13 protein-coding genes and 1 pseudogene are annotated in these 21,067 nt (G+C 60.8%); 8 read left to right on the forward strand and 6 right to left on the reverse strand.

All coding sequences use genetic code 11. The annotated features are described in order from the left end of the window. Positions 1-8 precede the first annotated feature (8 nt). The 3 genes from benB to catA form a co-directional block, all read right to left on the reverse strand. Positions 9-497, reverse strand: a complete 489-nt coding sequence (gene benB, locus P0D73_RS05475) for a benzoate 1,2-dioxygenase small subunit (RefSeq protein ID WP_408179260.1) — start codon at positions 495-497, stop codon at positions 9-11. Next, positions 494-1,852 (reverse strand): Rieske 2Fe-2S domain-containing protein, encoded by a 1,359-nt coding sequence (locus P0D73_RS05480; RefSeq protein ID WP_408179261.1) that lies wholly within the window; start codon positions 1,850-1,852, stop codon positions 494-496. The genes benB and P0D73_RS05480 overlap by 4 nt, the downstream gene beginning before the upstream one ends. 112 nt (positions 1,853-1,964) lie before the next feature. After that, on the reverse strand, positions 1,965-2,900 hold the full coding sequence (gene catA, locus P0D73_RS05485; RefSeq protein ID WP_408179262.1) for a catechol 1,2-dioxygenase: 936 nt from the start codon (positions 2,898-2,900) through the stop codon (positions 1,965-1,967). Positions 2,901-3,074: 174 nt separating this feature from the next. Between catA and P0D73_RS05490 the strand changes: the two genes are divergently transcribed. The 3 genes from P0D73_RS05490 to catC all read left to right on the forward strand — a co-directional run bounded on the left by P0D73_RS05490 (position 3,075) and on the right by catC (position 5,601). Continuing rightward, positions 3,075-3,998 (forward strand): LysR family transcriptional regulator, encoded by a 924-nt coding sequence (locus P0D73_RS05490; RefSeq protein ID WP_408179263.1) that lies wholly within the window; start codon positions 3,075-3,077, stop codon positions 3,996-3,998. A 105-nt stretch (positions 3,999-4,103) separates the two neighbouring features. Beyond that, entirely contained in the window at positions 4,104-5,231 is a 1,128-nt protein-coding gene (locus P0D73_RS05495; protein WP_408314995.1) for a muconate/chloromuconate family cycloisomerase, read from the forward strand. Between the two features lie 91 nt (positions 5,232-5,322). Next, entirely contained in the window at positions 5,323-5,601 is a 279-nt protein-coding gene (gene catC, locus P0D73_RS05500; protein ID WP_408179265.1) for a muconolactone Delta-isomerase, read from the forward strand. A 29-nt stretch (positions 5,602-5,630) separates the two neighbouring features. Here catC and gcvA read toward each other — a convergent pair whose 3' ends face one another. Next, the gene (gcvA, locus tag P0D73_RS05505; RefSeq protein WP_408280335.1) at positions 5,631-6,545 is read right to left on the reverse strand and encodes a transcriptional regulator GcvA; all 915 of its coding nucleotides are present in this window, start codon (positions 6,543-6,545) and stop codon (positions 5,631-5,633) included. Between the two features lie 238 nt (positions 6,546-6,783). After that, positions 6,784-7,530, reverse strand: a complete 747-nt coding sequence (locus P0D73_RS05510; protein ID WP_408179267.1) for an SDR family oxidoreductase — start codon at positions 7,528-7,530, stop codon at positions 6,784-6,786. 721 nt (positions 7,531-8,251) lie between these two features. Here P0D73_RS05510 and P0D73_RS05515 point away from each other — a divergent pair. The 4 genes from P0D73_RS05515 to P0D73_RS05530 all read left to right on the forward strand — a co-directional run bounded on the left by P0D73_RS05515 (position 8,252) and on the right by P0D73_RS05530 (position 17,318). Continuing rightward, positions 8,252-9,088, forward strand: coding sequence for an IclR family transcriptional regulator (locus P0D73_RS05515; protein ID WP_408179268.1), 837 nt, complete (start codon positions 8,252-8,254; stop codon positions 9,086-9,088). 364 nt (positions 9,089-9,452) lie between these two features. Continuing rightward, positions 9,453-10,853, forward strand: coding sequence for an MdtA/MuxA family multidrug efflux RND transporter periplasmic adaptor subunit (locus P0D73_RS05520; protein WP_408179269.1), 1,401 nt, complete (start codon positions 9,453-9,455; stop codon positions 10,851-10,853). A gap of 18 nt (positions 10,854-10,871) precedes the next feature. Next, a complete protein-coding gene (locus tag P0D73_RS05525) occupies positions 10,872-13,994 on the forward strand; it encodes an MdtB/MuxB family multidrug efflux RND transporter permease subunit (RefSeq protein WP_408179270.1) in 3,123 nt (1,040 codons plus the stop codon). Between the two features lie 3 nt (positions 13,995-13,997). Further along, positions 13,998-17,318, forward strand: a complete 3,321-nt coding sequence (locus tag P0D73_RS05530; RefSeq protein ID WP_132375025.1) for an efflux RND transporter permease subunit — start codon at positions 13,998-14,000, stop codon at positions 17,316-17,318. A 53-nt stretch (positions 17,319-17,371) separates the two neighbouring features. Here the strand turns inward: P0D73_RS05530 and P0D73_RS05535 are convergent. Then, positions 17,372-17,889, reverse strand: a pseudogene (locus P0D73_RS05535) (IS30 family transposase); the annotation flags it as partial. Positions 17,890-18,280: 391 nt separating this feature from the next. Between P0D73_RS05535 and P0D73_RS05540 the strand changes: the two are divergent. Further along, positions 18,281-21,034, forward strand: a complete 2,754-nt coding sequence (locus P0D73_RS05540) for a type VI secretion system Vgr family protein (protein WP_408430204.1) — start codon at positions 18,281-18,283, stop codon at positions 21,032-21,034. The last annotated feature ends 33 nt before the right edge of the window (positions 21,035-21,067 follow it).

Consider the following 21,067-nt stretch of genomic DNA (forward strand, 5'->3'; position numbering starts at 1 on the left):
GTTTGCACTCAAACGTGATAGACGTCGAGCACCTGGCGGATGTAGTCGTCCTTCAACACGATGCGCTTATAGCAAATCAACAGTTCATCGTTGACTTTGCGCAGAGTGACGAACATCGTGCCGAAAAACTGGTCGGTGGTTTTGTAACGGTGGCTGAGCGTGTTGAAGTTGTAGCGCACGTCCACTTCGCTCTCGCGCTCGGCCAGCACTTCCACATTGGTGACGTTGTGACTGGTTCGCGGTTCAGGCATCGAGGCACTACTGCGTTCGGTCTTGATGCGGAACACACGGTCTTCGAGGCCGCCACGGTCCGGGTAGTACATCAGCGAGATCTGACTCTCGTGGTCGTCGGTGAGCCGATCGTCGTCGTCCCACGCCGGCATCCAGTAAGTAACGTCCTCGGTATAGCAGGCAAGCCACCCGTCCCATGTTCGGTCGTCGAGCAGACGCGCTTCGCGGAACAGTACAGCGCAAATTTTCTGGTAGTCGAAGCTCATGCCAGGGCCTCCCCGTGTTCCTTTTTGAGTGCGTCGCGCATCTGGTGCACCCAGTATTCGTGTTGACACACAAACAGGCCTTCGTCTTCGCTGCGCTCGCCTGAGATGCGCGGCTTCAGGCCCATACTTTTCGCATTTGCGTCGGGACCTTCGACCCACAACGGCGCTCCGCGCGAAAGGTCGTTCCACAACGCAGTGGTGCCGGCATAGCCAGCCTGGCAGGCGCGAAACTCTTCGAGATCATCCGCGGTGCCCATACCCGAGACGTTAAAGAAGTCTTCGTACTGGCGGATGCGGGTAGCCCGGTCGGCGGCGCTCTCGCCCTTCGGAGCGAAACAGAAGATGCTGACTTCGGTCTTGTCCACGCTGATTGGACGCACGACGCGAATCTGCGTGCTGAACTGGTCCATCAGGAACACGTTCGGGTACAGACAAAGATTGCGGGTCTGGTTGACGATGAAGTCCGCCTTCACCTCGCCCACGCGTGCCTTGATTTCGTCGCGGTATTGATAGACCGGTCGCACTTCCGGGTTCATCGTCTTGGTCCACAGCAGGATGTGGCCGTGGTCGAAGCCGTACACGCCGGCTACCGACTTGCTCCAGCTGTTCGCATCCACGGCCTTGGTGCCCTCGACCTTGCGCCGGTCCATCGTCGCAGCGTAGTTCCAGTGCACGGTGCTGACGTGGTAGCCGTCGCAGCCGTTCTCCATCTGCATCTTCCAGTTACCGTCGTAGATGTACGATGAATTGCCGCGCAACACTTCCAGCCCGTCCGGGGCCTGGTCGACGATCTGGTCGATGATGACCTTGGTCTCGCCGAGGTAGTCCTCCAGTGCAATCGCGTCCGCGTTGAGGCTGCCGAACAGGAAGCCGCGATAACTCTGGAAGCGTGCGACCTTCTTCAGGTCATGCGAGCCGTTGGTATTGAATTGCACCGGGTATTCGGTGGTCTTCACGTCTTTCACTTTCAGCAGCTTGCCGGTGTTGGCGAAGCTCCAGCCGTGGAAAGGACACGTGAAAGTGCCTTTGTTGCCGTGCTTTTTACGGCACAGCATCGCGCCCTTGTGCGCGCAGGCATTGATGACCGCATGCAGTTCACCGCTTTTGTCGCGAGTGATCACGATAGGCTGGCGGCCAATCCAGGTGGTGTAGTAGTCGTTGTTGTCGGGAATCTGGCTTTCATGCGCGAGGTAGACCCAGTTGCTCTCGAAAATGTGCTTCATTTCGAGCTCGAACAGATCCGTGTTCGTGAAGATGTCGCGGCGGCAACGGAATACACCGTTTTGCTTGTCGTCCTGAACGGCCGTGTGCAGCAGTTCATCAAGTTGCGAGGCTTTGTCGATAATTGCAGACATGAGTGCTCTCCTACGCGTGCTCCAGGTTATGGGGCACGCGCATCGGTGTCGAAAGATTCTTGCGAAGGATTGAGCGGCAGCAGGGGTACGACGCAGCGGCCGCGTTTAGCGGTCAGGCGGTAGCAGATGCACGCAGGCGATGGACGACCTGGTTATCCTTGCCCTGAATCAGCGGAGTCAACTCGATGTCGAACTCGATTTCCTTATACGCGTCGGCCTTCATTCCCAGCGCAGTGCCGCCGGTCTTTTCGACCACACGGGGAATCAGATCCTCGCGGGTGGCGTAGGCAAAGTCGTCCCAAATCAACGGGTCGCCCTCGATGTTGATTTGCGTCGTCAGCTTGCGGTACTTGTCGGTGGTGACGAAGAAGTGCACGTGTGCCGGACGGTTGCCATGGCGGGCAAGCACATTCAACAACTGTTGAGTCGCACCATGCGGCGGACAGCCATAGCCGACCGGCATGAGCGTACGGAACTCGTACTTGCCATCGACATCGGTGCTGACCGCGCCGCGAAGATTGAACTCGCTCTGCGCGCCAGTCGGGTCGAAGTGCGAATAGAAGCCCTTCGAGTTGGCGTGCCAGCATTCGACCAGCGCCCCTGCAACCGGCTTGCCATCTGGACCGGTTACCGTGCCGCGGATGACCAACGGGCCGGCATCCTCGTCCGGGTTGATATCGATCTTCGAAACGCCATCGCGCACGGGCACGCCGGCGACATAGAGCGGACCTTCGATGGTGCGCGGCGTGCCGCCGGTGATTTCAGCCGCCTTGTCTTCGGCATCCATGCGGATGTCGAGATATTTCTCCAGACCGAGACCAGCAGCAAGCAGCGCAGCTTCGCCGTCCTGGCCGAGCTTGTTGAAGTAGTGGACGCCAGCCCAGATTTCATCGGGCGTCATGTCGAGGTCGTCGATCGCCTTGAACAGGTCGCCCAAAAGGCGATCGACGATCTGCTTTGCGCGAGCATTGCCGTCCTGGCTACCCACGTTAGCCGCAGCCTTCAGCAGGTCTTGCACTTCCTTCGTATCGAACACTTTGACGCTCATGTCTGCTCCTGAATCTCTATTTTCTGATGGGGTAAACCCTTGGTTTAGCGCCCGTTCGAATATGCCTGAGAGGTATAATGGGTGCTGAAACAGAGTGTGAATGCAGAATAATGGACGTCAGAAGGCCTCGTCCAACACTGATTTAGTATCGGTCTATATCCACGAGGTATTGAAATGGAACTGCGGCATCTTCGCTATTTCGTCGCCGTAGCCGAGGAACGCAATTTCACGCGCGCGGCACAGCGACTGAACATGGCCCAGCCGCCTTTGAGCCGTCAGATACAGCAGCTTGAAGAGATTCTTGAGGTGCAGCTATTCCAGCGCGACTCGCGCCCGTTGAAGCTCACCGAGACGGGTAAGTTCTTCTACGCTCATGCCGTCCAGTTGCTGGCTCAAACGTCGGAACTCGAATCCATGACGCGGCGCGTAGGCAACATCGAGCGCAGTCTCTCTGTCGGTTTCGTGGGCTCGACGTTGTACGGCATGCTGCCCAAAATCATCCGGCGCTTCCGCGATGAGAACACGACAGTCGAACTCAGCCTCCACGAGATGTCGACGATGGACCAGATTCGAGCGCTGAAGGACGGTCAGATCGATGTCGGGTTCGGTCGCATTCGGCATGAGGACGCGAACATCCGTCGGGTGATTCTTCGCGAGGAGAAGATGATCGTTGCATTCCCAGAGGGCCATCCGCTCTCGCTGGCCAAGCCCGTCCTCGCTCTCAGCGACCTGGTCAACGAGACCCTGATTATTTTTCCTAAGACGCCGCGCCCTAGTTATGCAGACCAGGTGCTGTCGGCATTCGAAGACCGCGGTCTCAAGCCTCGCCGGATATATGAAGTACGAGAGTTGCAGATCGCGCTGGGCCTCGTAGCAGCGGGGGAAGGAATTTCTGTCGTCCCGAGTAGTGTGTACGGCCTGAAGCGAGACGATGTGAGTTACAAGGAACTGGACGACCCTACTCTGGTTTCGCCAATCATCATGAGCATGCGCGCACTAGACGAGTCGCGGGACATTCGGGAAATGCTCGAACTCATCTATCGGCTGTACGAGGAGGAAAAGATACCCCATGCACCTCCCAACGATTTTGGGCGGTGATATTTTCTATACCCATGAGGTATGGGGCTAGACGTCGACGGTGTTGGACAGGGGCTTATTGGGCACGCAATACTTCATCAACCCCTTAACTCCAACATTCCAGGTATGAACGCCCAAATCATCTCCGTCGAAGCGATTCTGGTTGACCTCCCAACCATTCGCGCGCATCAACTAGCCATGGCGACGATGCAGCAGCAAACCTTAGTGATCGTCCGTCTGCGCTCGAGCGATGGCATCGAGGGCCTTGGCGAAGCGACTACGATTGGCGGTCTGTCGTACGGCGACGAAAGCCCCGAAGGCATCAAGCTGACCATCGACACTTATCTTGCACCTGCGATCGTTGGGCAAGACGCGACCAACATCAACGACGCAATGCTCAAGCTGAACAAGGTTGCTCGCGGGAACCGGTTTGCCAAGTGCGCAATCGAGACGGCTTTGCTGGACGCTCAGGGCAAGCGCCTGGGCGTTCCGGTTTCAACGCTTCTTGGCGGCGCTGTGCGAAAGACGCTTCCGGTCCTGTGGACGCTCGCAAGTGGCGACACCCAACGCGACATCGATGAAGCGGAAACACTGCTCGCCGAACGTCGCCACAATACTTTCAAGCTGAAGATTGGCCGGCGTAGCGTTCGCGATGACGTAGCGCATGTATCGAAAATCAAAGCTGCGCTCGGCGACCGCGCCAAAGTCACCGTCGACGTAAATCAGGCCTGGAACGAGGCTGACGCCGCATTGGGAATCGAAGCGCTTGAAGCTGCTGGCATTGACCTCATCGAGCAACCGACTCCGCGAGAGCAGCGCGGAGCACTCGCCAGGCTTGCATCGCGTTTCATCGTGCCCATCATGGCCGACGAGGCAGTGACAGGCCCGGAAGATGCCCTCGAACTTGTGCGCGGCGCATGTGCGGACGTCTTTGCGCTGAAGATCGCGAAGTCCGGCGGAATCTACGGAATGATGCGTACGGCCGCCATTGCGGATGCAGCCGGCGTGTCCCTCTATGGCGGCACGATGCTTGAAGGCAGCATCGGGTCGATTGCATCGGCACACGGATTCGCCGCGCTCCCGCAACTTGCCTGGGGTACGGAGTTGTTCGGACCACTCCTGTTGAAAGACGACATCGTCACTGCTCGCCCCCATTATCAGGACTTCGACCTTCACCTGCCGGAAGGGCCGGGCCTGGGCCTGCATATCGATGAGGACAAGCTCGCTTTCTATCGTCGCGACAAAAATAGCTGAGCGCAGTCAATCCGGCACCGGGCATATCGACCCACTCCAACTATTGTGCTGGCGAACCTGAGAGACCCCTACTTTTTCGAATGAGAAACACATGCTATATCTCGTAAGAATGGATGTACACCTGCCACACGACATGCCCGTGGCTCAGGCTGACGAAATCAAGGCACGAGAAAAGGCGTACTCACAAGAGCTTCAGCGCCAAGGCAAGTGGCAGCAACTACATCGCGTTGTGGGCGAGTATGCGAACTACAGCGTCTTCGACGTCGACTCGCACGACGAACTGCACACCATCCTCTCAGGTCTGCCGCTGTTTCCGTATATGACGATGAAGGTGGAAGCGCTCGCGCGCCACCCGTCGTCCATCCGCTGAAGCCTGAGACAGGCGTTCGCGTGTGAGCCCTAGCGGGCGCCTGCCTCTGAAATCAGCCATTCTTTGAAAGCGACTACTGGCGCAGAGTTCTCGCCTTCTTTTTTGTGGACGAGGTAGTACGCTAGTTTGCAGCTTTGTGATTCCTGGAATGGACGCACAAGCCGCCCCTCTTCGAGGTCATGTTCGACCAGCGTGGTCCTGCCGAGCGCAATACCGTTCCCTGAAATCGCTGTTTGGAGTGCTGCCGCGGAGTCGTCAATCTGGATGCCGCGATTGCAATCGACTTCGTTGCGACAGCCGGCTTTTTGCAACCAGGAGCGCCATGTCGGGAAGACACCGGATGTTTGCATCGATACATCGTGAATGAGCAGATGATGCTCCAGGTCGGCAGGCGTCCTGAGCGGATGTTTGCCCATTAGAAGCGCGGGACTGCATACCGGGAAGAACTCGTCTCGCATGAGAAAGGTCGATACCAGGCCTGGCCATACGCCCGAGCCATAGCGAATGCCGACATCGATCCTGTCAGCGGTGAAGTCGAGAAGCCGGTTGCTGGTGTCTATGCGAAGGTCGTAATACGGATGCCTCTGTTGAAACCGCTCGACGCGTCTCAACAACCACTTGTCAGCGAATGCGCCGGGTATCGTCACGGTGAAAGCGATGCGCGATTTGCTCGCTTTCAATTGCTCAACGGCTTCGGACAACAGGTCAAATCCCGCCTGCAGTGCTGGCAGGACTGACCGTGCAGCGTCGGTCAGGGTCAGCCGGGTTGGCCCCGACGTCGCGCGATGAAACAGCTCGACGTCGAGAGTGTCTTCGAGCCCGCGTATCAAATGGCCAACGGCAGCAGGCGTAACGTTGAGCTCCTCGGCGGCCGACGGATAGCTCAGATGACGCGATACTGCTTCAAAGGCACGGAGTGCATTCAGGTTGTTCGGTGCACGCATGTTGCTTGATGGGCTCAAGTCCGGTTGACCCATCTTCCCAGCGCTGCAATTTATCGTCAACACTGCGGTGGCTTGGACTAAAGTTGCGCGATATCACCGCTCGATCGTGGGCGTATCAACATGCGCTCCTGAACGCAAACAGTCCAAGCTTCGTCGTTTCTGGAAGTGTGCGTTAGCGCCAGTTCGTAACCACCGTTTTCAGCTTCGAGGGCTCGCACAGTCTGGCGCTTTGATGACATCAGAATTGCGTTAAGCCTCCATCGACCACGATTTCTGCGCCCGTCGTGAAGGACGAATCGTCGCTCGCGAGGAACAATGCCGTCCTGGCGATTTCGACAGCTTCGCCGAATCGTTGCAGCGGTACCTGAGCCTGAATGGCAGTCGCCGTTTCCGTCAATTGCGCGTCGGTCAGCCCGAGCTTGGTGTGGAACGCAGTCGCAATCGGGCCCGGGCTAACAGCGTTCACCCGAATGCCGCGCGGCGCGAGTTCAGCGCCGAGGGAGCGCACGAGGGAGCGAATCGCTGCCTTTGTCGCTGACAGAATCGACAGCCCCGGTGTGCCGACAGCATTCAGAAACGACGTTGTCACCACGATGCTGCCTCCCTTCGGAATGAGAGGCACGGTCTTCTGAATCGTGAAAAAGAGCCCACTGACATTCAGGGAAAACTGCTCGTCAATCTGTTCCGGCGTGACGGATTCCAGCGGCGCGGCTGTGCCAGCACCGGCGTTCGCGAAGACGACATCGATGCGACCGTATCTGGCACGCACCTCTTCGACCGCACGCTCGATTTCAGCGGGCTTGCGCAGGTCGACCGAGAGCACGAGCGCATTGTCGCCCAAAGCCTTTCCTGCAGCTTCAAGGCGTCCCGGATTGGTGCCCGTGACAATGACTTTCGCGCCTTCAGCCTGGAAAAGCTTCGCGGTTTCCATGCCAATGCCCGAGGTGCCACCGGTGATAAAAGCAACCTTGTTTTGCAGCTTCATGTCGTTCTCCTTCGAGGGTTAGGTGACGAGAACCGTTGTGCGTCCTCGATGGATGCAATATGGCTTTTGGAACGAAGTCGGACAAATGAGAAGAACTCGCGCAGCGGAGTAGAAAAACTAGCGTGGGGCCAGGAAAATCGTTGCCAGGCTTGGATTGCGACAGCTTGATGCACAGTTGACCGTGCGCGTGGCGGCGTCTGTGGAGAGCCAGGACTGAGGGAAAGTCGCGGGCGGAAATCCCGGCATTTCCGTATGGAGCAAACTTTGTTGTGCTTGATTAGCCGAAAAAAAAGGCGTCACGTTGCCGTGACGCCTTAAAAAGTTCTAGCCATTCCGAGGGCCGTGCTAGAACCTGAGAGACGGTATTCGAAAGTTTGGCCTGCGAGGCGGCGCCTGTACGGTGCGCGACATGGACTGTTACGGTGGACTATGAGAAGACACTCGACACAGACATTGTGCGGGCCACGGCAGGTTCGAAAACTTCAAAATGCAGAACCTGAAACCGTCTTTCGAAATGAGATTCCATTTTTTATGGTTATGCTGACTAAGTCAAGCAAAATCTAAAGAGGCTCCATTCGTTGCGGCAAAATATTCCGATACAATGAATGTTCTGATGAAAAATGACTTTGATGCCCCATTTTGGGGCCGCCGCTGGCGCTTTGAGAGACGGTGCCAGCAAGGCTGCGAAGAAAAATATTGAAATAAAGTTCCAGAAAAACATATGAACCGACCCACGCCCCCCCGAACCGCCGCAGACCCGGTCAAAGACAAAGACGGCTCCGGCGACGAAGTGACCGCCCTCGCGCGCGGCCTGACCGTGCTGCGCTCCATTGCCGCCGCCGACGCGCCGCTCAGCAACCGCGAACTGACCGAGCTCACCGGCATACCCAAGCCCACCGTGTCGCGGATCACCGCCACGCTGGTCAGCGCGGGTTTCCTGTTCCGCCTCCCCGACAGCGAGCGTTTCGTGCTGACCTCGTCGGTGCTGGAACTGAGCAACGGCTTTCTGCGCAACTTCGACATCCGCGCTCGCGCGCGGCCGTTCCTGATCGAACTCGCCGAACGCACGGCGCTGTCCGTGCATCTGGCCGTGCGCGACCGGCTCGATATGGTGGTGATCGACGCGATCCGGCCGCGTTCGGCGGTGCTGGTGTCGCGCCTCGAGATCGGCTCGCGCATGAATCTGAGCCGCACCGCCATCGGCCGCGCCTATCTGGCCGCGCTCGAAGCGCCGGAGCGGGAAAAATTGCTGATCGGCTTGCAGGCGGCTGAAGGCGACGACTGGGGCCACGTCAGCAGCCGGCTCGAGAGCGCGTTACAGGAAACCATCGAGCGCGGCTTCGCGATTGCCACGGGCGAATGGTACGACGGACTCAACGCGATCGCGCTGGGTTTCACAGGACCGTCGGGCGAACGCTATGCGGTCAATTGCGGCGGCTCCGCCGACCAGTGCCCGCGCGACTGGCTGATCTCGCGCGCGGCGCCGGCGCTGCTCGAGTGCGTCGCCAAAATCGTGCTGGAAATCGGCGGCACACCGGGGCGCCGCCTGGATACCTGAACCGGCGGCGGTTTCGCCGGTCGGCGGCCAAGGTTATTGCAAGGCATCCTGTAACCTTCGTAATCAAAAGAAAAATACGCGGGTGGACTGTTACAGAGCCCGCGACGTAGGATCATGCCTTCCTGTCGCGGGACGCACGCCCGGCCTGCCGTTTTCCCCTTTGATAACGTTCCGGCCGCCTGTTTCGATGCCGCATTGCGTTAACATCTCTGTCCCGCGCCTCGGGTAGCATCGCGCTGAACGAGCGCGGGGCACCCGTTGTCGAAACCGCCTGTCATGCCATTCGCGTGCCGGTCCGCCGAACTGTCGAAACGGCACGAACGCGCGAGCGGCTCACATCCAAGCCAGTCACCTGACCGAACCGATGGACGAACAACAAAAGCATTCGGAAACCACACGCCCTGTTCCTCCGGCTTCCCAACCGTCCTCCAGCGGCGGCCCCGCCGGCACACCGAACCAGCCGCCAGGCATGGTGAAGCGGCACCGCGGCCGCAATATCGCGTTGATCATCGCGGCGCTGGTCATCCTCGGGGTGGTGCTGTGGCGCTGGCATCCGTGGGGCGGTCCCGGCGGCGGCGCGAGCGGCGCGGCCGGCGCCAGCGACGCGAGCGGCGCGCGGGCCGGGCGCGCGGGCCGCGGCGGTGCCATGGCCAATATGTCGCAGCCGGTTCACGTGGCGGCCGCGACGCAGGGCGAAATGCCGGTGGTGATCACCGCGCTCGGCACGGTCACGCCGCTCGCCAACGTCACCGTGCTGCCGCAGTTGAGCGGCGTGTTGCAGGACGTGTATTTCAAGGAGGGCCAGATGGTCAAGAAGGGGGACGTGCTGGCCCAGATCGACCCGCGTCCCTATCAGATCTCGCTCGACAACGCGCAAGGCACGCTCGCGCGCGACGAGGCCCTGCTGCAAACCGCCCGCCTCGACCTGAAGCGCTATCAGACGCTGCTCTCGCAGGACTCCATCGCCAGCCAGCAAGTGGATACGCAAGCCTCGCTGGTGCGGCAATACGAAGGCACGGTGAAGTCCGACAAGGCCAATATCGACACCTTCAAGCTCGACCTCGTGTATGCGCGCATCACCGCGCCGGTGTCGGGACGCGTCGGTCTGCGCCAGGTCGATCCGGGCAACTACGTGACACCGAGCTTGACCAACGGCCTCGTCGTGATTACGCAGCTGCAGCCGATCAGCGTGATCTTCACCACCTCCGAAGACAATCTGCAGCAGATCATCCAGCAGACCCAGTCGGGCGCCAAGCTCTCGGTCACCGCGTATGACCGCAGCAACACCACGTCGCTCGAAGGCGGCATGCTCGAAACACTGGACAACCAGATCGACACCACCACCGGCACGGTCAAGCTGCGCGCGATCTTCCAGAACAGCAAGAGTCTGCTGTTCCCGAATCAGTTCGTGAACACGCGCCTGCTGGTCGATACGATCAAGGACGCCGTGATCGTGCCGACACCGGCCGTGCTCAACGGCTCGATGGGCCCGTTCGTGTACGTCGTGAAGGCGGACAACACCGTGACCGTGCGGCCGGTCAAGGTCGGCCCCGTGGATGGCGAGCGCACCAGCATCCAGTCCGGCCTGACCGTGGGCGAGCGCGTCGTGATCGACGGTTCGGACCGGCTCAAGGAAGGCGCGAAAATCACGATTCCGGCCGACAAGCCGCGCGGCGCCTCGGGTGCCCGCGGCGCGGCCGCCGCGTCGGGCGCCTCCGGCGCTCACGCGCATCATGGCAAACACGCGGCGCAAGCCTCGCAATAAAGGCACGGCACTTACCGCATGAATCCATCCCGCGCCTTTATTCTGCGTCCCGTCGGCACCGCGCTGCTGATGGCGGCGATCATGCTGGTCGGTCTCGTCGCGCTGCGCTTTTTGCCGCTCTCCGCGCTGCCCGAAGTCGACTATCCGACCATCCAGGTGCAGACCTTCTATCCGGGCGCGAGCCCGGACGTGATGACGTCGTCGGTTACCGCGCCGCTCGAGCGCCAGTTCGGGCAGATGCCGTCGCTCAATCAGATGTCGTCGCAAAGTTCGGCCGGCTCGTCGATCATCACGCTGCAGTTCAGCCTCGACCTGCCGCTCGACATCGCCGAGCAGGAAGTCCAGGCCGCCATCAACGCGGCCGGCAACCTGCTGCCGTCGGACCTGCCCGCGCCGCCGATCTACGCCAAGGTCAATCCGGCCGACGCGCCGATCATCACGCTCGCGATCACCTCGAAGACGCTGCCGCTCACCCAGGTGCAGGATCTGGCCGACACGCGTCTCGCGCAGAAAATCTCGCAGGTGGCGGGCGTGGGTCTGGTGAGCCTGTCAGGCGGCCAGCGTCCGGCCGTGCGGATTCAGGCGAACCCGCGCGCGCTCGCCGCGTACGGCCTGAATCTGGACGACTTGCGCACCACCATCTCGAACCTGAACGTCAACACGCCGAAGGGCAACTTCGACGGTCCCACGCGCAACTACACGATCAACGCGAATGACCAGTTGACCGACGCCGACGCGTACAAGACCGCGGTGGTCGCGTACAAGAACGGCCGCGCGGTGATGTTGACCGACGTCGCCACCATCGTGCAGGGTGCGGAGAACACCAAGCTCGGCGCGTGGGTCGACGGCACGCCCGCGATCATTCTGAACGTGCAGCGCCAGCCGGGCGCGAACGTGATCCAGGTGGTGGACAGCATCAAGAAGCTGCTGCCGCAATTGCAGCAGGCGCTGCCCGCCGCGCTCGAGGTGCAGATCGTCACCGACCGCACCACCACGATCCGCGCTTCCGTGCGCGACGTGCAGTTCGAACTGGCCATGTCGGTCGTGCTGGTGGTGCTGGTCATGTACCTGTTCCTCGCCAACGTCTACGCGACCATCATTCCGAGTCTCTCGGTGCCGCTGTCGCTGATCGGCACGCTCGCCGTGATGTACCTGTGCGGCTTTTCGCTCGACAACTTATCGTTGATGGCGCTGACCATCGCAACCGGCTTCGTGGTGGACGACGCGATCGTGATGATCGAGAACATCGCGCGTTACGTGGAGGAAGGCGAAGCGCCGCTCGAAGCCGCGTTGAAGGGCTCGAAACAGATCGGCTTCACGATCATTTCGCTGACGGTGTCGCTGATCGCCGTGCTGATTCCGCTGCTCTTCATGGGCGACGTGGTCGGCCGCCTGTTCCACGAATTCGCCATTACGCTTGCCGTGACGATCGTGATTTCGGCGGTCGTGTCGCTCACGCTCGTGCCGATGATGTGCGCCAAACTGCTGCGCCACACGCCGCCGCACGAGAGCCATCGTTTCGAAGCCAAGGCGCACCGCGCGATCGACTGGGTGATCGCGCGTTACGCGGTCGCGCTTACGTGGGTGCTGAACCGGCAACGCTCCACGCTGGTCGTTGCGGTGCTCACGCTGGTGTTGACCGGCGTGCTGTACGTCTTCATTCCGAAGGGCTTCTTTCCGGTGCAGGACACCGGCGTGATCCAGGCGATCACACAGGCGCCGCAGTCCGTGTCGTATGCGTCGATGGCCGAGCGCCAGCAGGAACTCGCCGCGCAGATCCTGAAGAACCCGGATGTGGAGAGCCTGACCTCGTTCATCGGCGTGGACGGCAGCAATATCACGCTGAACAGCGGCCGCATGCTGATCAACCTGAAGCCGCGCGACGACCGCAGCAACACCGCGAGTGAAGTGATCCGCCAGTTGCAGCGGGACGTGGCGCACATTCCCGGCGCGTCGCTGTACATGCAGCCTGTGCAGGATCTGACGATCGACTCGACCGTGAGTCCGACGCAGTATCAGTTCATGCTGACCGATCCGAACATCAGCGAATTCACCACGTGGGTGCCGAAGCTGATCGACCGATTGAGGCAGTCGCCTGAACTCGCCGACGTCGCCACCGATCTGCAGGACAACGGCCAGTCGGTCTACATCGAAATCGACCGCGCCACCGCGTCGCGTTACGGCATCACGCCGGCCACCGTGGATAGCGCGCTGTACGACGCGTTCGGCCAGCGCATCATCTCGACCATCTTCACGCAGTCAAACCAGTATCGCGTGATCCTGGAAGCGCAGCCGGAGATGCAGCACTACACCGAATCGCTGAAGTCGATCTATCTGCCCTCTTCCACGTCCACGGGCGGCCAGGTGCCGCTGTCGTCGATCGCGCGCTTCATCGAGAAGCCCGCGCCGCTGCTGGTCACACACCTGAGCCAGTTCCCGGCCACCACCGTGTCGTTCAACCTCGCACCGGGCTCGTCGCTCGGCGCGGCGGTCAAGGCGATCGACCAGGCGGAGAAGGACGTCGGCTTGCCCGCGTCGTTCCAGACCCGCTATCAGGGCGCGGCGCTGGCGTTCCAGGCGTCACTGTCGAACGAGCTGTTCCTGATTCTCGCGGCGATCGTCACGATGTACATCGTGCTGGGCGTGCTGTACGAGAGCTTCATCCACCCGATCACGATTCTCTCGACGCTGCCCTCGGCCGGCGTCGGCGCGTTGCTGGCGCTGCTGATCACCGGGCATGATCTCGACATCATCGGCATCATCGGTATCGTGCTGCTGATCGGTATCGTGAAGAAGAACGCGATCATGATGATCGACTTCGCGCTCTATGCCGAGCGCGAGGAAGGCAAGCCGCCGCGCGAAGCGATTTACCAGGCGTGTCTGCTGCGCTTCCGGCCGATTCTGATGACCACGCTCGCCGCCCTGCTCGGCGCGCTGCCGCTGATGCTCGGCACCGGCGCCGGTTCGGAATTGCGCCGTCCGCTCGGTATCGCGATTGCGGGCGGATTGATCGTCAGCCAGTTGCTGACGCTGTTCACCACGCCGGTGATCTACCTCGCGTTCGACTCGCTCGGCCGTCGCGCGCGTGAGCGATTCAATCGGGGCAAGCCTACGCCGCCCGTCACCGATGCAGGGAACTGAGCGATGAATCTGTCGCGTCCGTTTATCTCCCGCCCGGTCGCCACCACGCTGCTGGCGATCGGCATCGCGCTGGCCGGTATTTTCGCGTTCACGAAGTTGCCGGTGGCGCCGTTGCCACAGGTCGATTTCCCGACCATTTCGGTGCAGGCCACGCTGCCGGGCGCGAGTCCGGATACCGTGGCGACCAGCGTCGCCAGTCCACTTGAACGGCATCTCGGCTCGATCGCCGACGTCACCGAAATGACCTCGTCGAGCTCGGTCGGCTCGACGCGCATCACCATGCAGTTCGGCCTGAACCGCGACATCGACGGCGCCGCGCGCGACGTGCAGGCCGCCATCAATGCGGCGCGCGCCGATTTGCCGGCAAGCTTGCGCAGCAATCCGACGTACCACAAGGTCAATCCGGCCGATGCGCCGATCCTGATTCTGGCGCTCACGTCGAAAACGCTCACGGCCGGCCAGTTGTACGACTCCGCAGCCACCGTGCTGCAACAGTCTCTGTCGCAGGTGGACGGCGTCGGCGAAGTGGATGTGAGCGGCTCCGCCAACCCGGCGGTGCGTGTCGAACTCGAGCCAAATGCGCTCTCGCACTACGGCATCGGTCTCGAAGACGTGCGCGCGGCGCTCGCCGCGGCCAACGCGAACAGCCCGAAAGGCTCGATCGAATTCGGCCCGAACCGCGTGCAGATCTATACCAACGACCAGGCCAGCAAGGCGTCGCAATACAGGGACCTGGTCATTGCCTATCGCAACGGCGCGGCGGTGAAGCTCTCCGACGTGGCCGAGGTGGTCGATTCGGTCGAAGATCTGCGCAACCTCGGCCTCTTCAATGGCAAGCGTTCGGTGCTGGTGATTCTGTATCGCCAGCCGGGCGCGAACATCATCGACACCATCGACCGTGTGACGGCGATGCTGCCGCAACTGCACGCGTCGCTGCCCGCGGACGTCGACATCGCGCCGGCCGCCGACCGCTCCACCACGATCCGCGCGTCGCTGAAAGACACCGAGCGCACGCTGGTGGTCGCGGTCGCGCTGGTGGTGATGGTGGTGTTTCTGTTCCTGCGCAACTGGCGCGCCACGCTGATTCCGAGCGTGGCCGTGCCGATCTCCATCATCGGCACGTTCGGCGCGATGTATCTGCTCGGTTTCTCGATCGACAACCTCTCGCTGATGGCCTTGACCATCGCGACCGGCTTCGTGGTCGACGACGCGATCGTGGTGCTGGAGAACATCTCGAGACATATCGAGAACGGCGTGCCGCGCATGAAGGCGGCCTTTCTCGGCGCGCGCGAAGTCGGCTTTACCGTGCTGTCCATCAGTATTTCGCTGGTCGCCGTGTTCCTGCCGATTCTGCTGATGGGCGGCATTGTCGGGCGCCTGTTCCGCGAATTCGCGCTGACGCTTTCGCTCGCGATCGGCGTATCGCTGATCGTCTCCCTCACGCTCACGCCGATGATGTGCTCGCGCCTTCTGCGCGAGCCGCACGAGCAGAAGGAAGAAGGACGTTTCGGCCGCTGGCTGGAACGCGGCTTCGCTTCGATGCAGCGCGGTTATGAGCGCACGCTCGGCTGGGCGCTGCTGCATCCGCGCCTGATCGTGACGATTCTGCTGCTGACCATCGGCCTGAACGTGTGGCTGTACATCATCGTGCCGAAGGGCTTCTTTCCGCAGCAGGACACGGGGCGGCTGATCGGCGGCATTCAGGCCGATCAGGCTACCTCGTTCCAGTCCATGAAAGGCAAGTTCGCGCAGATGATGGAGATCGTCGGCAAGAATCCGGCGGTGGAGAGTGTGGCCGGTTTCACCGGCGGGCGGCAGACCAATTCCGGCTTCATGTTCGTGACATTGAAGTCGAAGTCCGAGCGCAAGGCATCCGCAGATCAGGTGATCCAGCAACTGCGCGCGCCGCTCGGCGACGTCGCCGGCGCGCGGACTTTTCTACAGGCAGTGCAAGACATTCGCGTCGGCGGCCGGCAATCGAATGCGCAGTACCAGTTCACGCTGCTGGCCGATTCGACGCCCGACTTGTACCTGTGGGGACCCAAACTCACTGAGGCGCTGCAGGCGCGCCCCGAACTCGCGGATGTGAATTCCGACCAGCAGCAAGGCGGCCTCGAAGCGATGGTGACGATCGACCGCGCTACCGCCGCGCGCCTCGGCATCAAGCCGGCGCAGATCGACAACACCTTGTACGACGCGTTCGGCCAACGCCAGGTGTCGACGATCTATAACCCGTTGAATCAGTATCACGTTGTGATGGAAGTCGCGCCAAAGTACTGGCAGAGTCCGGACATGCTGAAGCAGATTTACATCAGCACGTCGGGCGGCAGCGCGAGCGGCGCGCAGACCACCAACGCGCCGGCGGGCACGGTGACAGCGGCGACCGCCGCCGCGACGACCTCGTCCACGAGCGCAACGACAGGCGGCACGGCGGGCACGACCGCATCGAGCGCGGCGAGCATTGCCGCCGACTCCGCGCGCAACCAGGCGATCAATTCGATCGCGGCGAGCGGCAAGTCGAGCGCTTCGTCGGGCGCGGCGGTGTCGACTGCGAAGGAAACCATGGTGCCGCTGTCGGCGATCGCGAGCTTCGGACCGGGCAGTACCCCGCTCTCCGTGAATCACCAGAGCCAGTTCGTGGCCTCGACGATTTCGTTCAATCTGCCGCCGGGCGTTTCGCTGTCGACGGCGACTCAGGCGATTTACGACACGATGGCGCAGATCGGCATGCCGGGGACTATCCACGGCAGTTTCCAGGGGACGGCGCAGGCGTTCCAGCAGTCGATGTCCGACCAGCCGATTTTGATTCTGGCCGCTTTGGCCGCCGTGTATATCGTGCTGGGGATGCTGTACGAGAGCTATATCCATCCGCTGACGATTCTGTCGACGCTGCCTTCGGCGGGTGTGGGCGCGTTGCTGGCGTTGCTGCTGTTCAAGACGGAGTTCAGCATCATCGCGTTGATCGGCGTGATTTTGCTGATCGGTATCGTGAAGAAGAACGCGATCATGATGGTGGATTTCGCAATTGAAGCGTCACGGCATGGTTTGTCGTCGCGGGATGCGATCCATCAGGCCTGTTTGCTGCGGTTCCGGCCAATCATGATGACGACTTTTGCTGCGTTGCTGGGGGCGCTGCCGCTTGCCTTTGGACGCGGTGAAGGCGCTGAGCTTCGCGCGCCGCTCGGGATTGCGATTGTTGGTGGGTTGATTGTCAGTCAGATGCTTACCCTTTATACGACGCCGGTTGTGTATCTTTATATGGATCGGATTCGGGTGAGGTGGGAGTCGAGGAAGGCGCGGCGTGCAGGTCCGGCTGCTACTTGATGGTTTTTTTACGCGGCTGGTTTTTTGGGTGTGAGGTTGGCCTTTCCTTGAGATCATAGTGGTCTATTAGCGTCGCCCCTGTGTGGGGCGGCGCCAATGGATTCAACCGGTTGATGCAACACCCAAAGTTTCCGCCAGTTTTTCGGCGGGTTCGTAAATTGCAAGGTCTGACGCGAGCGGCCATTCAGGCGTGCGGCAACCTTGTTCAACTCTGTCTGAGAATAGCCGTCCACGGGTACGCCTTTCGGGGAGTACTGTCGCAAAAGGCCATTCGTGTTCTCATTGCTGACTCGCTGCCGTGGGCTGTGCGGATCACAGAAATACACCTGCACGTCCGTGGCAATCGAGAAGTTCCTGTGGCTCGCCATCTCGGTGCCGCGGCCCCATGTCACGACCGAAGTAGTTTTGCCGGCAGTTTGTTGACCTGCTTTATCAGCGCAGACACCACGCTTGCCGTGTCCTTGCGTGCCACCTTGACCAGCATCGCATAGCGCGAGTGCCGCTCCATCAGCGTGGCAATGTAGGTGTTGTCCGAGCCCGTCCGCAGATCGTGCGGGTAGCCGGGCAATGCCGCTGGTCCTATTCGCAACACGATAAACCGAACTCGGCTGCCGCTCGAGCATGCGTGCAATGGCACTCAGCGTCTCACCCTCGCGCCACATCTTCCAGATTTCGTTCTTCTGTTCTGCGCTCATCCAATGCTTTCTTGAATCCGCCGCGCCAGCCGGTCAGTATGCGACGCGTCATACATTAAATAGTTCTCCATACTCGTGCTGTCCGTCAACCAGTCACCTGATTATGCGAAGTACCTATCTATTTAATCGGTTTGACCAGATTTTACAGTCGTCTTATATACGCATCATAAAAGTCACTTTGATAATGGAGAAAGTGAATTTTTGAACGGGGGCGGCGTATGAAGTCATGCGGAAGCCGGTTGTATCAGGTCAGTCCAGGGAGGGGCCATGTATAGCCCCAGCCAGTCACGCACCCTGAGCGTGTCGTGCGAGGCGTTCCCGGTTGATCGCGGTGTGCCGGTCCTGTCTCCCGTGCGGCTACGGGGTACGGAGGCGCTCGGCAAGCTGTACAGATACACGCTGGACATGGCGACAACGTACTCGCCGGGGCTTTCCCAGTACAACACCAGGTTTCAGATCGTCCCCGCCAGGCTGGTCGGCAAGGACATCACCATCTCAATCGAGTTCGACGGGAAGGGAACATTCATTCCGGGGATGCCCGGCGATAGCGGCGCCGGTAATGTCGGAGCGGGCGTCAGGACGATTACGGGGATCATCGCCAGAGTCGAGATGACCGGTGTCGATGATCGCCACACGTACTACCGCCTTGTCGTGCGTCCCGCCCTGTGGCTGACCACAAAGACCTCGCGCAGCCGCATATTCCAGAACAGGAGCGTACTGGATATCACGCGGGACGTGCTGCGCGAGTACCCGATCCTGTTTGATGTGAAGGTGTCCGCTCACGGACTGAAAGACGGCTATCCGGAACGCGATTTCGTCCGGCAGATGTGGGAATCCGACTTCCATTTTCTGACCCGGCTATGGCGAGAATGGGGCATTTACTACTTTGAGGATAACAACAGGCTGGTGTTATGCGACGGACCCGGCGTCCACGAGCCGCACAGGAATGCCTATGACTCGATCCGCTATCACGCGCGCGAGGGTGGGTGTATCGACGAAGAACATATCCACAAGCTGAAGGCGTCGCGCAGGGTCACGGCGGCCAGAGTGACCGTAGTCGATTACGACTATACGCGTGGAGCGCAGAAGTTCGTCGAGGAACATGATGCGTTCGGGGAACTGCACAAGGCCGAGGAACGCCACTGGGGCGACTACTCGCAGCCCCTTGCCGGCGCAACGGGTCTGTCGGGCCAGCCGAACAACTATCTGGAGGAAGCACACTATCTTGCGGGTGTGCGCGCTCATGCGCTTTTCTCGCGCAACGAACGTCTCAGGGGCCAGGGCAATCTGCTCGGCCTGAAGACGGGCAGGACGTTCTTTCTCACGGATCACCCGGAGTCAGATGTCAATGCCGAGTACCTGGTGCTGTCGACCACACTCGATATCCGCAACGTGACCGAGACGACGATATCGGGCAAGACACCAGGCGCGGGCCAGTTCGAGTGCGTGACTGACTTCGTGCTGCAGTCGCCTAACCGGTTCTTCAGGAACAGGCCGAAGAAGAAGCCCCGCTGTTACGCCGAGACAGCCGTGGTGGTCGGTCCCAAGGACCAGACGACCTGGGTCGATGCGTACGGCCGGGTCAAGATCTGCTATCTGTGGGACGTGGACAGGCCGAAGGACGAGAATGCGAGCTGCTGGGTGCGCGTGTCCTCGCCGTGGCAGGGCAATTCGTTCGGCTCGATCTACGTGCCCCGTATCGGGCAGGAAGTGACGATCAACTACCACGAAGGCGACCCTGACAAGCCCTATATTGCCGACCGGATGGTCAACCGGTTCAGGCAGCCACCGTGGTTACTGCCAGCCAACTACGCACTGAGCGGCACGCGGACGCAGGACCTGAAAGGGTTTCAGGCCAACCAGATCGTCGCCGACGATACGCCCGGCAAACTTCAGGTTCAGGTCAGCAGCGACCATGCGCAGTCACGGCTGATCGTCGGCTACAACACGCGCATCGACGGCAACAAGGGGCGCAAGGAAGCGCGGGGTGAAGGCTGGGAACTGGCGACGGACGCATGGGGCGTGCTGCGCGCCAATCAGGGCATGGTCATCAGTACCGAAACGCGCGCGGGCGCAACGGCCCCCGTCAAGGACATGGGCGAGACGGTGCAACGACTCACGCAGGCGCGCGAACTGCATGAGGATATGGCGGACGTCGCACGGCAGCACAACGCCCAGCAGGACGGCGCTGACCAGCGCGACGCCATTGGCAACATCAAGGCGCAGAACGATGCCATCCGTGGCAACGCGATAGCGGACGGCAATCCATTCCCGGAACTGGCGCGGCCCGACTTGGTGCTCGCGAGCGCGGCGGGGATCGGTATGACGGCGACGCAGAGCACCCATCTTGCAAGCAGGTATGACCTCGCGGTCACGACCGGGCGCGACGTGAGCATTGCATCGGGCAGTTCGTTGTTCGCTACCGTGCGTGGTGCCGTTTCCCTGTTCGCGTATCAGCTTGGCATGAGACTGATTGCGGCAAAAGGCAAGGTGGAGATTCAGGCGCAAAGCGACCAGATAGCGCTCACTGCATTAAAAGACGTGACGATCACCAGCACGGATGGCCGGGTTGTCATTACCGCCGCGAAGGAAGTGTTGATCGGCGCTGGCGGCTCGTACATACGGATTGCGGCGGATGGTATCGAGAATGGCACGCCTGGCCAGATTCTTGAGAAAGCCGCGTCGTGGGATGTGCCCGGGCCTGCAACGATGAGGATGCCATTGCCGCCCCTTCCGCTCAGCGCCTTGCCACAAGCCGCTGATCATCAATATAAGCAGGTCTTTGATATCAGCACGCTCGTTCCGGCCACCAGCATCGGCTCGTCGCTGGAGAGCCAGCCTTATCGCATCTACCTGTCAGACGGCACGATCCAGCAGCAGGGCATGTTGAAGGAAGGCGCTACGGTAGCCGTCCAGACGTCCAAGCCCACAAGAGTCAAATGCGAGATTGGCGCGGGTGATTGGGGGGTTGTCGAGCAAGGTTATGACGGCATCGAACTGGACGACCAGGACGAAGCGTAACTATCGGGCGATAACGTTGAACGCGCTGGAGGG

It is taken from the genome of Paraburkholderia sp. RL18-101-BIB-B (genome assembly GCF_046026985.1).
Lineage (GTDB): Bacteria > Pseudomonadota > Gammaproteobacteria > Burkholderiales > Burkholderiaceae > Paraburkholderia.

Bases quoted from the DNA above. Each gene is read 5' to 3' on its own strand.
- P0D73_RS05515 (WP_408179268.1), top strand. From the start codon at position 8,252: ATGAACCGACCCACGCCCCCCCGAACCGCCGCAGACCCGGTCAAAGAC.
- P0D73_RS05490 (WP_408179263.1), top strand. From the start codon at position 3,075: ATGGAACTGCGGCATCTTCGCTATTTCGTCGCCGTAGCCGAGGAACGC.
- P0D73_RS05525 (WP_408179270.1), top strand. From the start codon at position 10,872: ATGAATCCATCCCGCGCCTTTATTCTGCGTCCCGTCGGCACCGCGCTG.
- P0D73_RS05495 (WP_408314995.1), top strand. From the start codon at position 4,104: ATGAACGCCCAAATCATCTCCGTCGAAGCGATTCTGGTTGACCTCCCA.
- P0D73_RS05510 (WP_408179267.1), bottom strand. From the start codon at position 7,530: ATGAAGCTGCAAAACAAGGTTGCTTTTATCACCGGTGGCACCTCGGGC.
- P0D73_RS05480 (WP_408179261.1), bottom strand. From the start codon at position 1,852: ATGTCTGCAATTATCGACAAAGCCTCGCAACTTGATGAACTGCTGCAC.
- gcvA (WP_408280335.1), bottom strand. From the start codon at position 6,545: ATGCGTGCACCGAACAACCTGAATGCACTCCGTGCCTTTGAAGCAGTA.
- P0D73_RS05520 (WP_408179269.1), top strand. From the start codon at position 9,453: ATGGACGAACAACAAAAGCATTCGGAAACCACACGCCCTGTTCCTCCG.
- catA (WP_408179262.1), bottom strand. From the start codon at position 2,900: ATGAGCGTCAAAGTGTTCGATACGAAGGAAGTGCAAGACCTGCTGAAG.
- catC (WP_408179265.1), top strand. From the start codon at position 5,323: ATGCTATATCTCGTAAGAATGGATGTACACCTGCCACACGACATGCCC.
- benB (WP_408179260.1), bottom strand. From the start codon at position 497: ATGAGCTTCGACTACCAGAAAATTTGCGCTGTACTGTTCCGCGAAGCG.
- P0D73_RS05540 (WP_408430204.1), top strand. From the start codon at position 18,281: ATGTATAGCCCCAGCCAGTCACGCACCCTGAGCGTGTCGTGCGAGGCG.
- P0D73_RS05530 (WP_132375025.1), top strand. From the start codon at position 13,998: ATGAATCTGTCGCGTCCGTTTATCTCCCGCCCGGTCGCCACCACGCTG.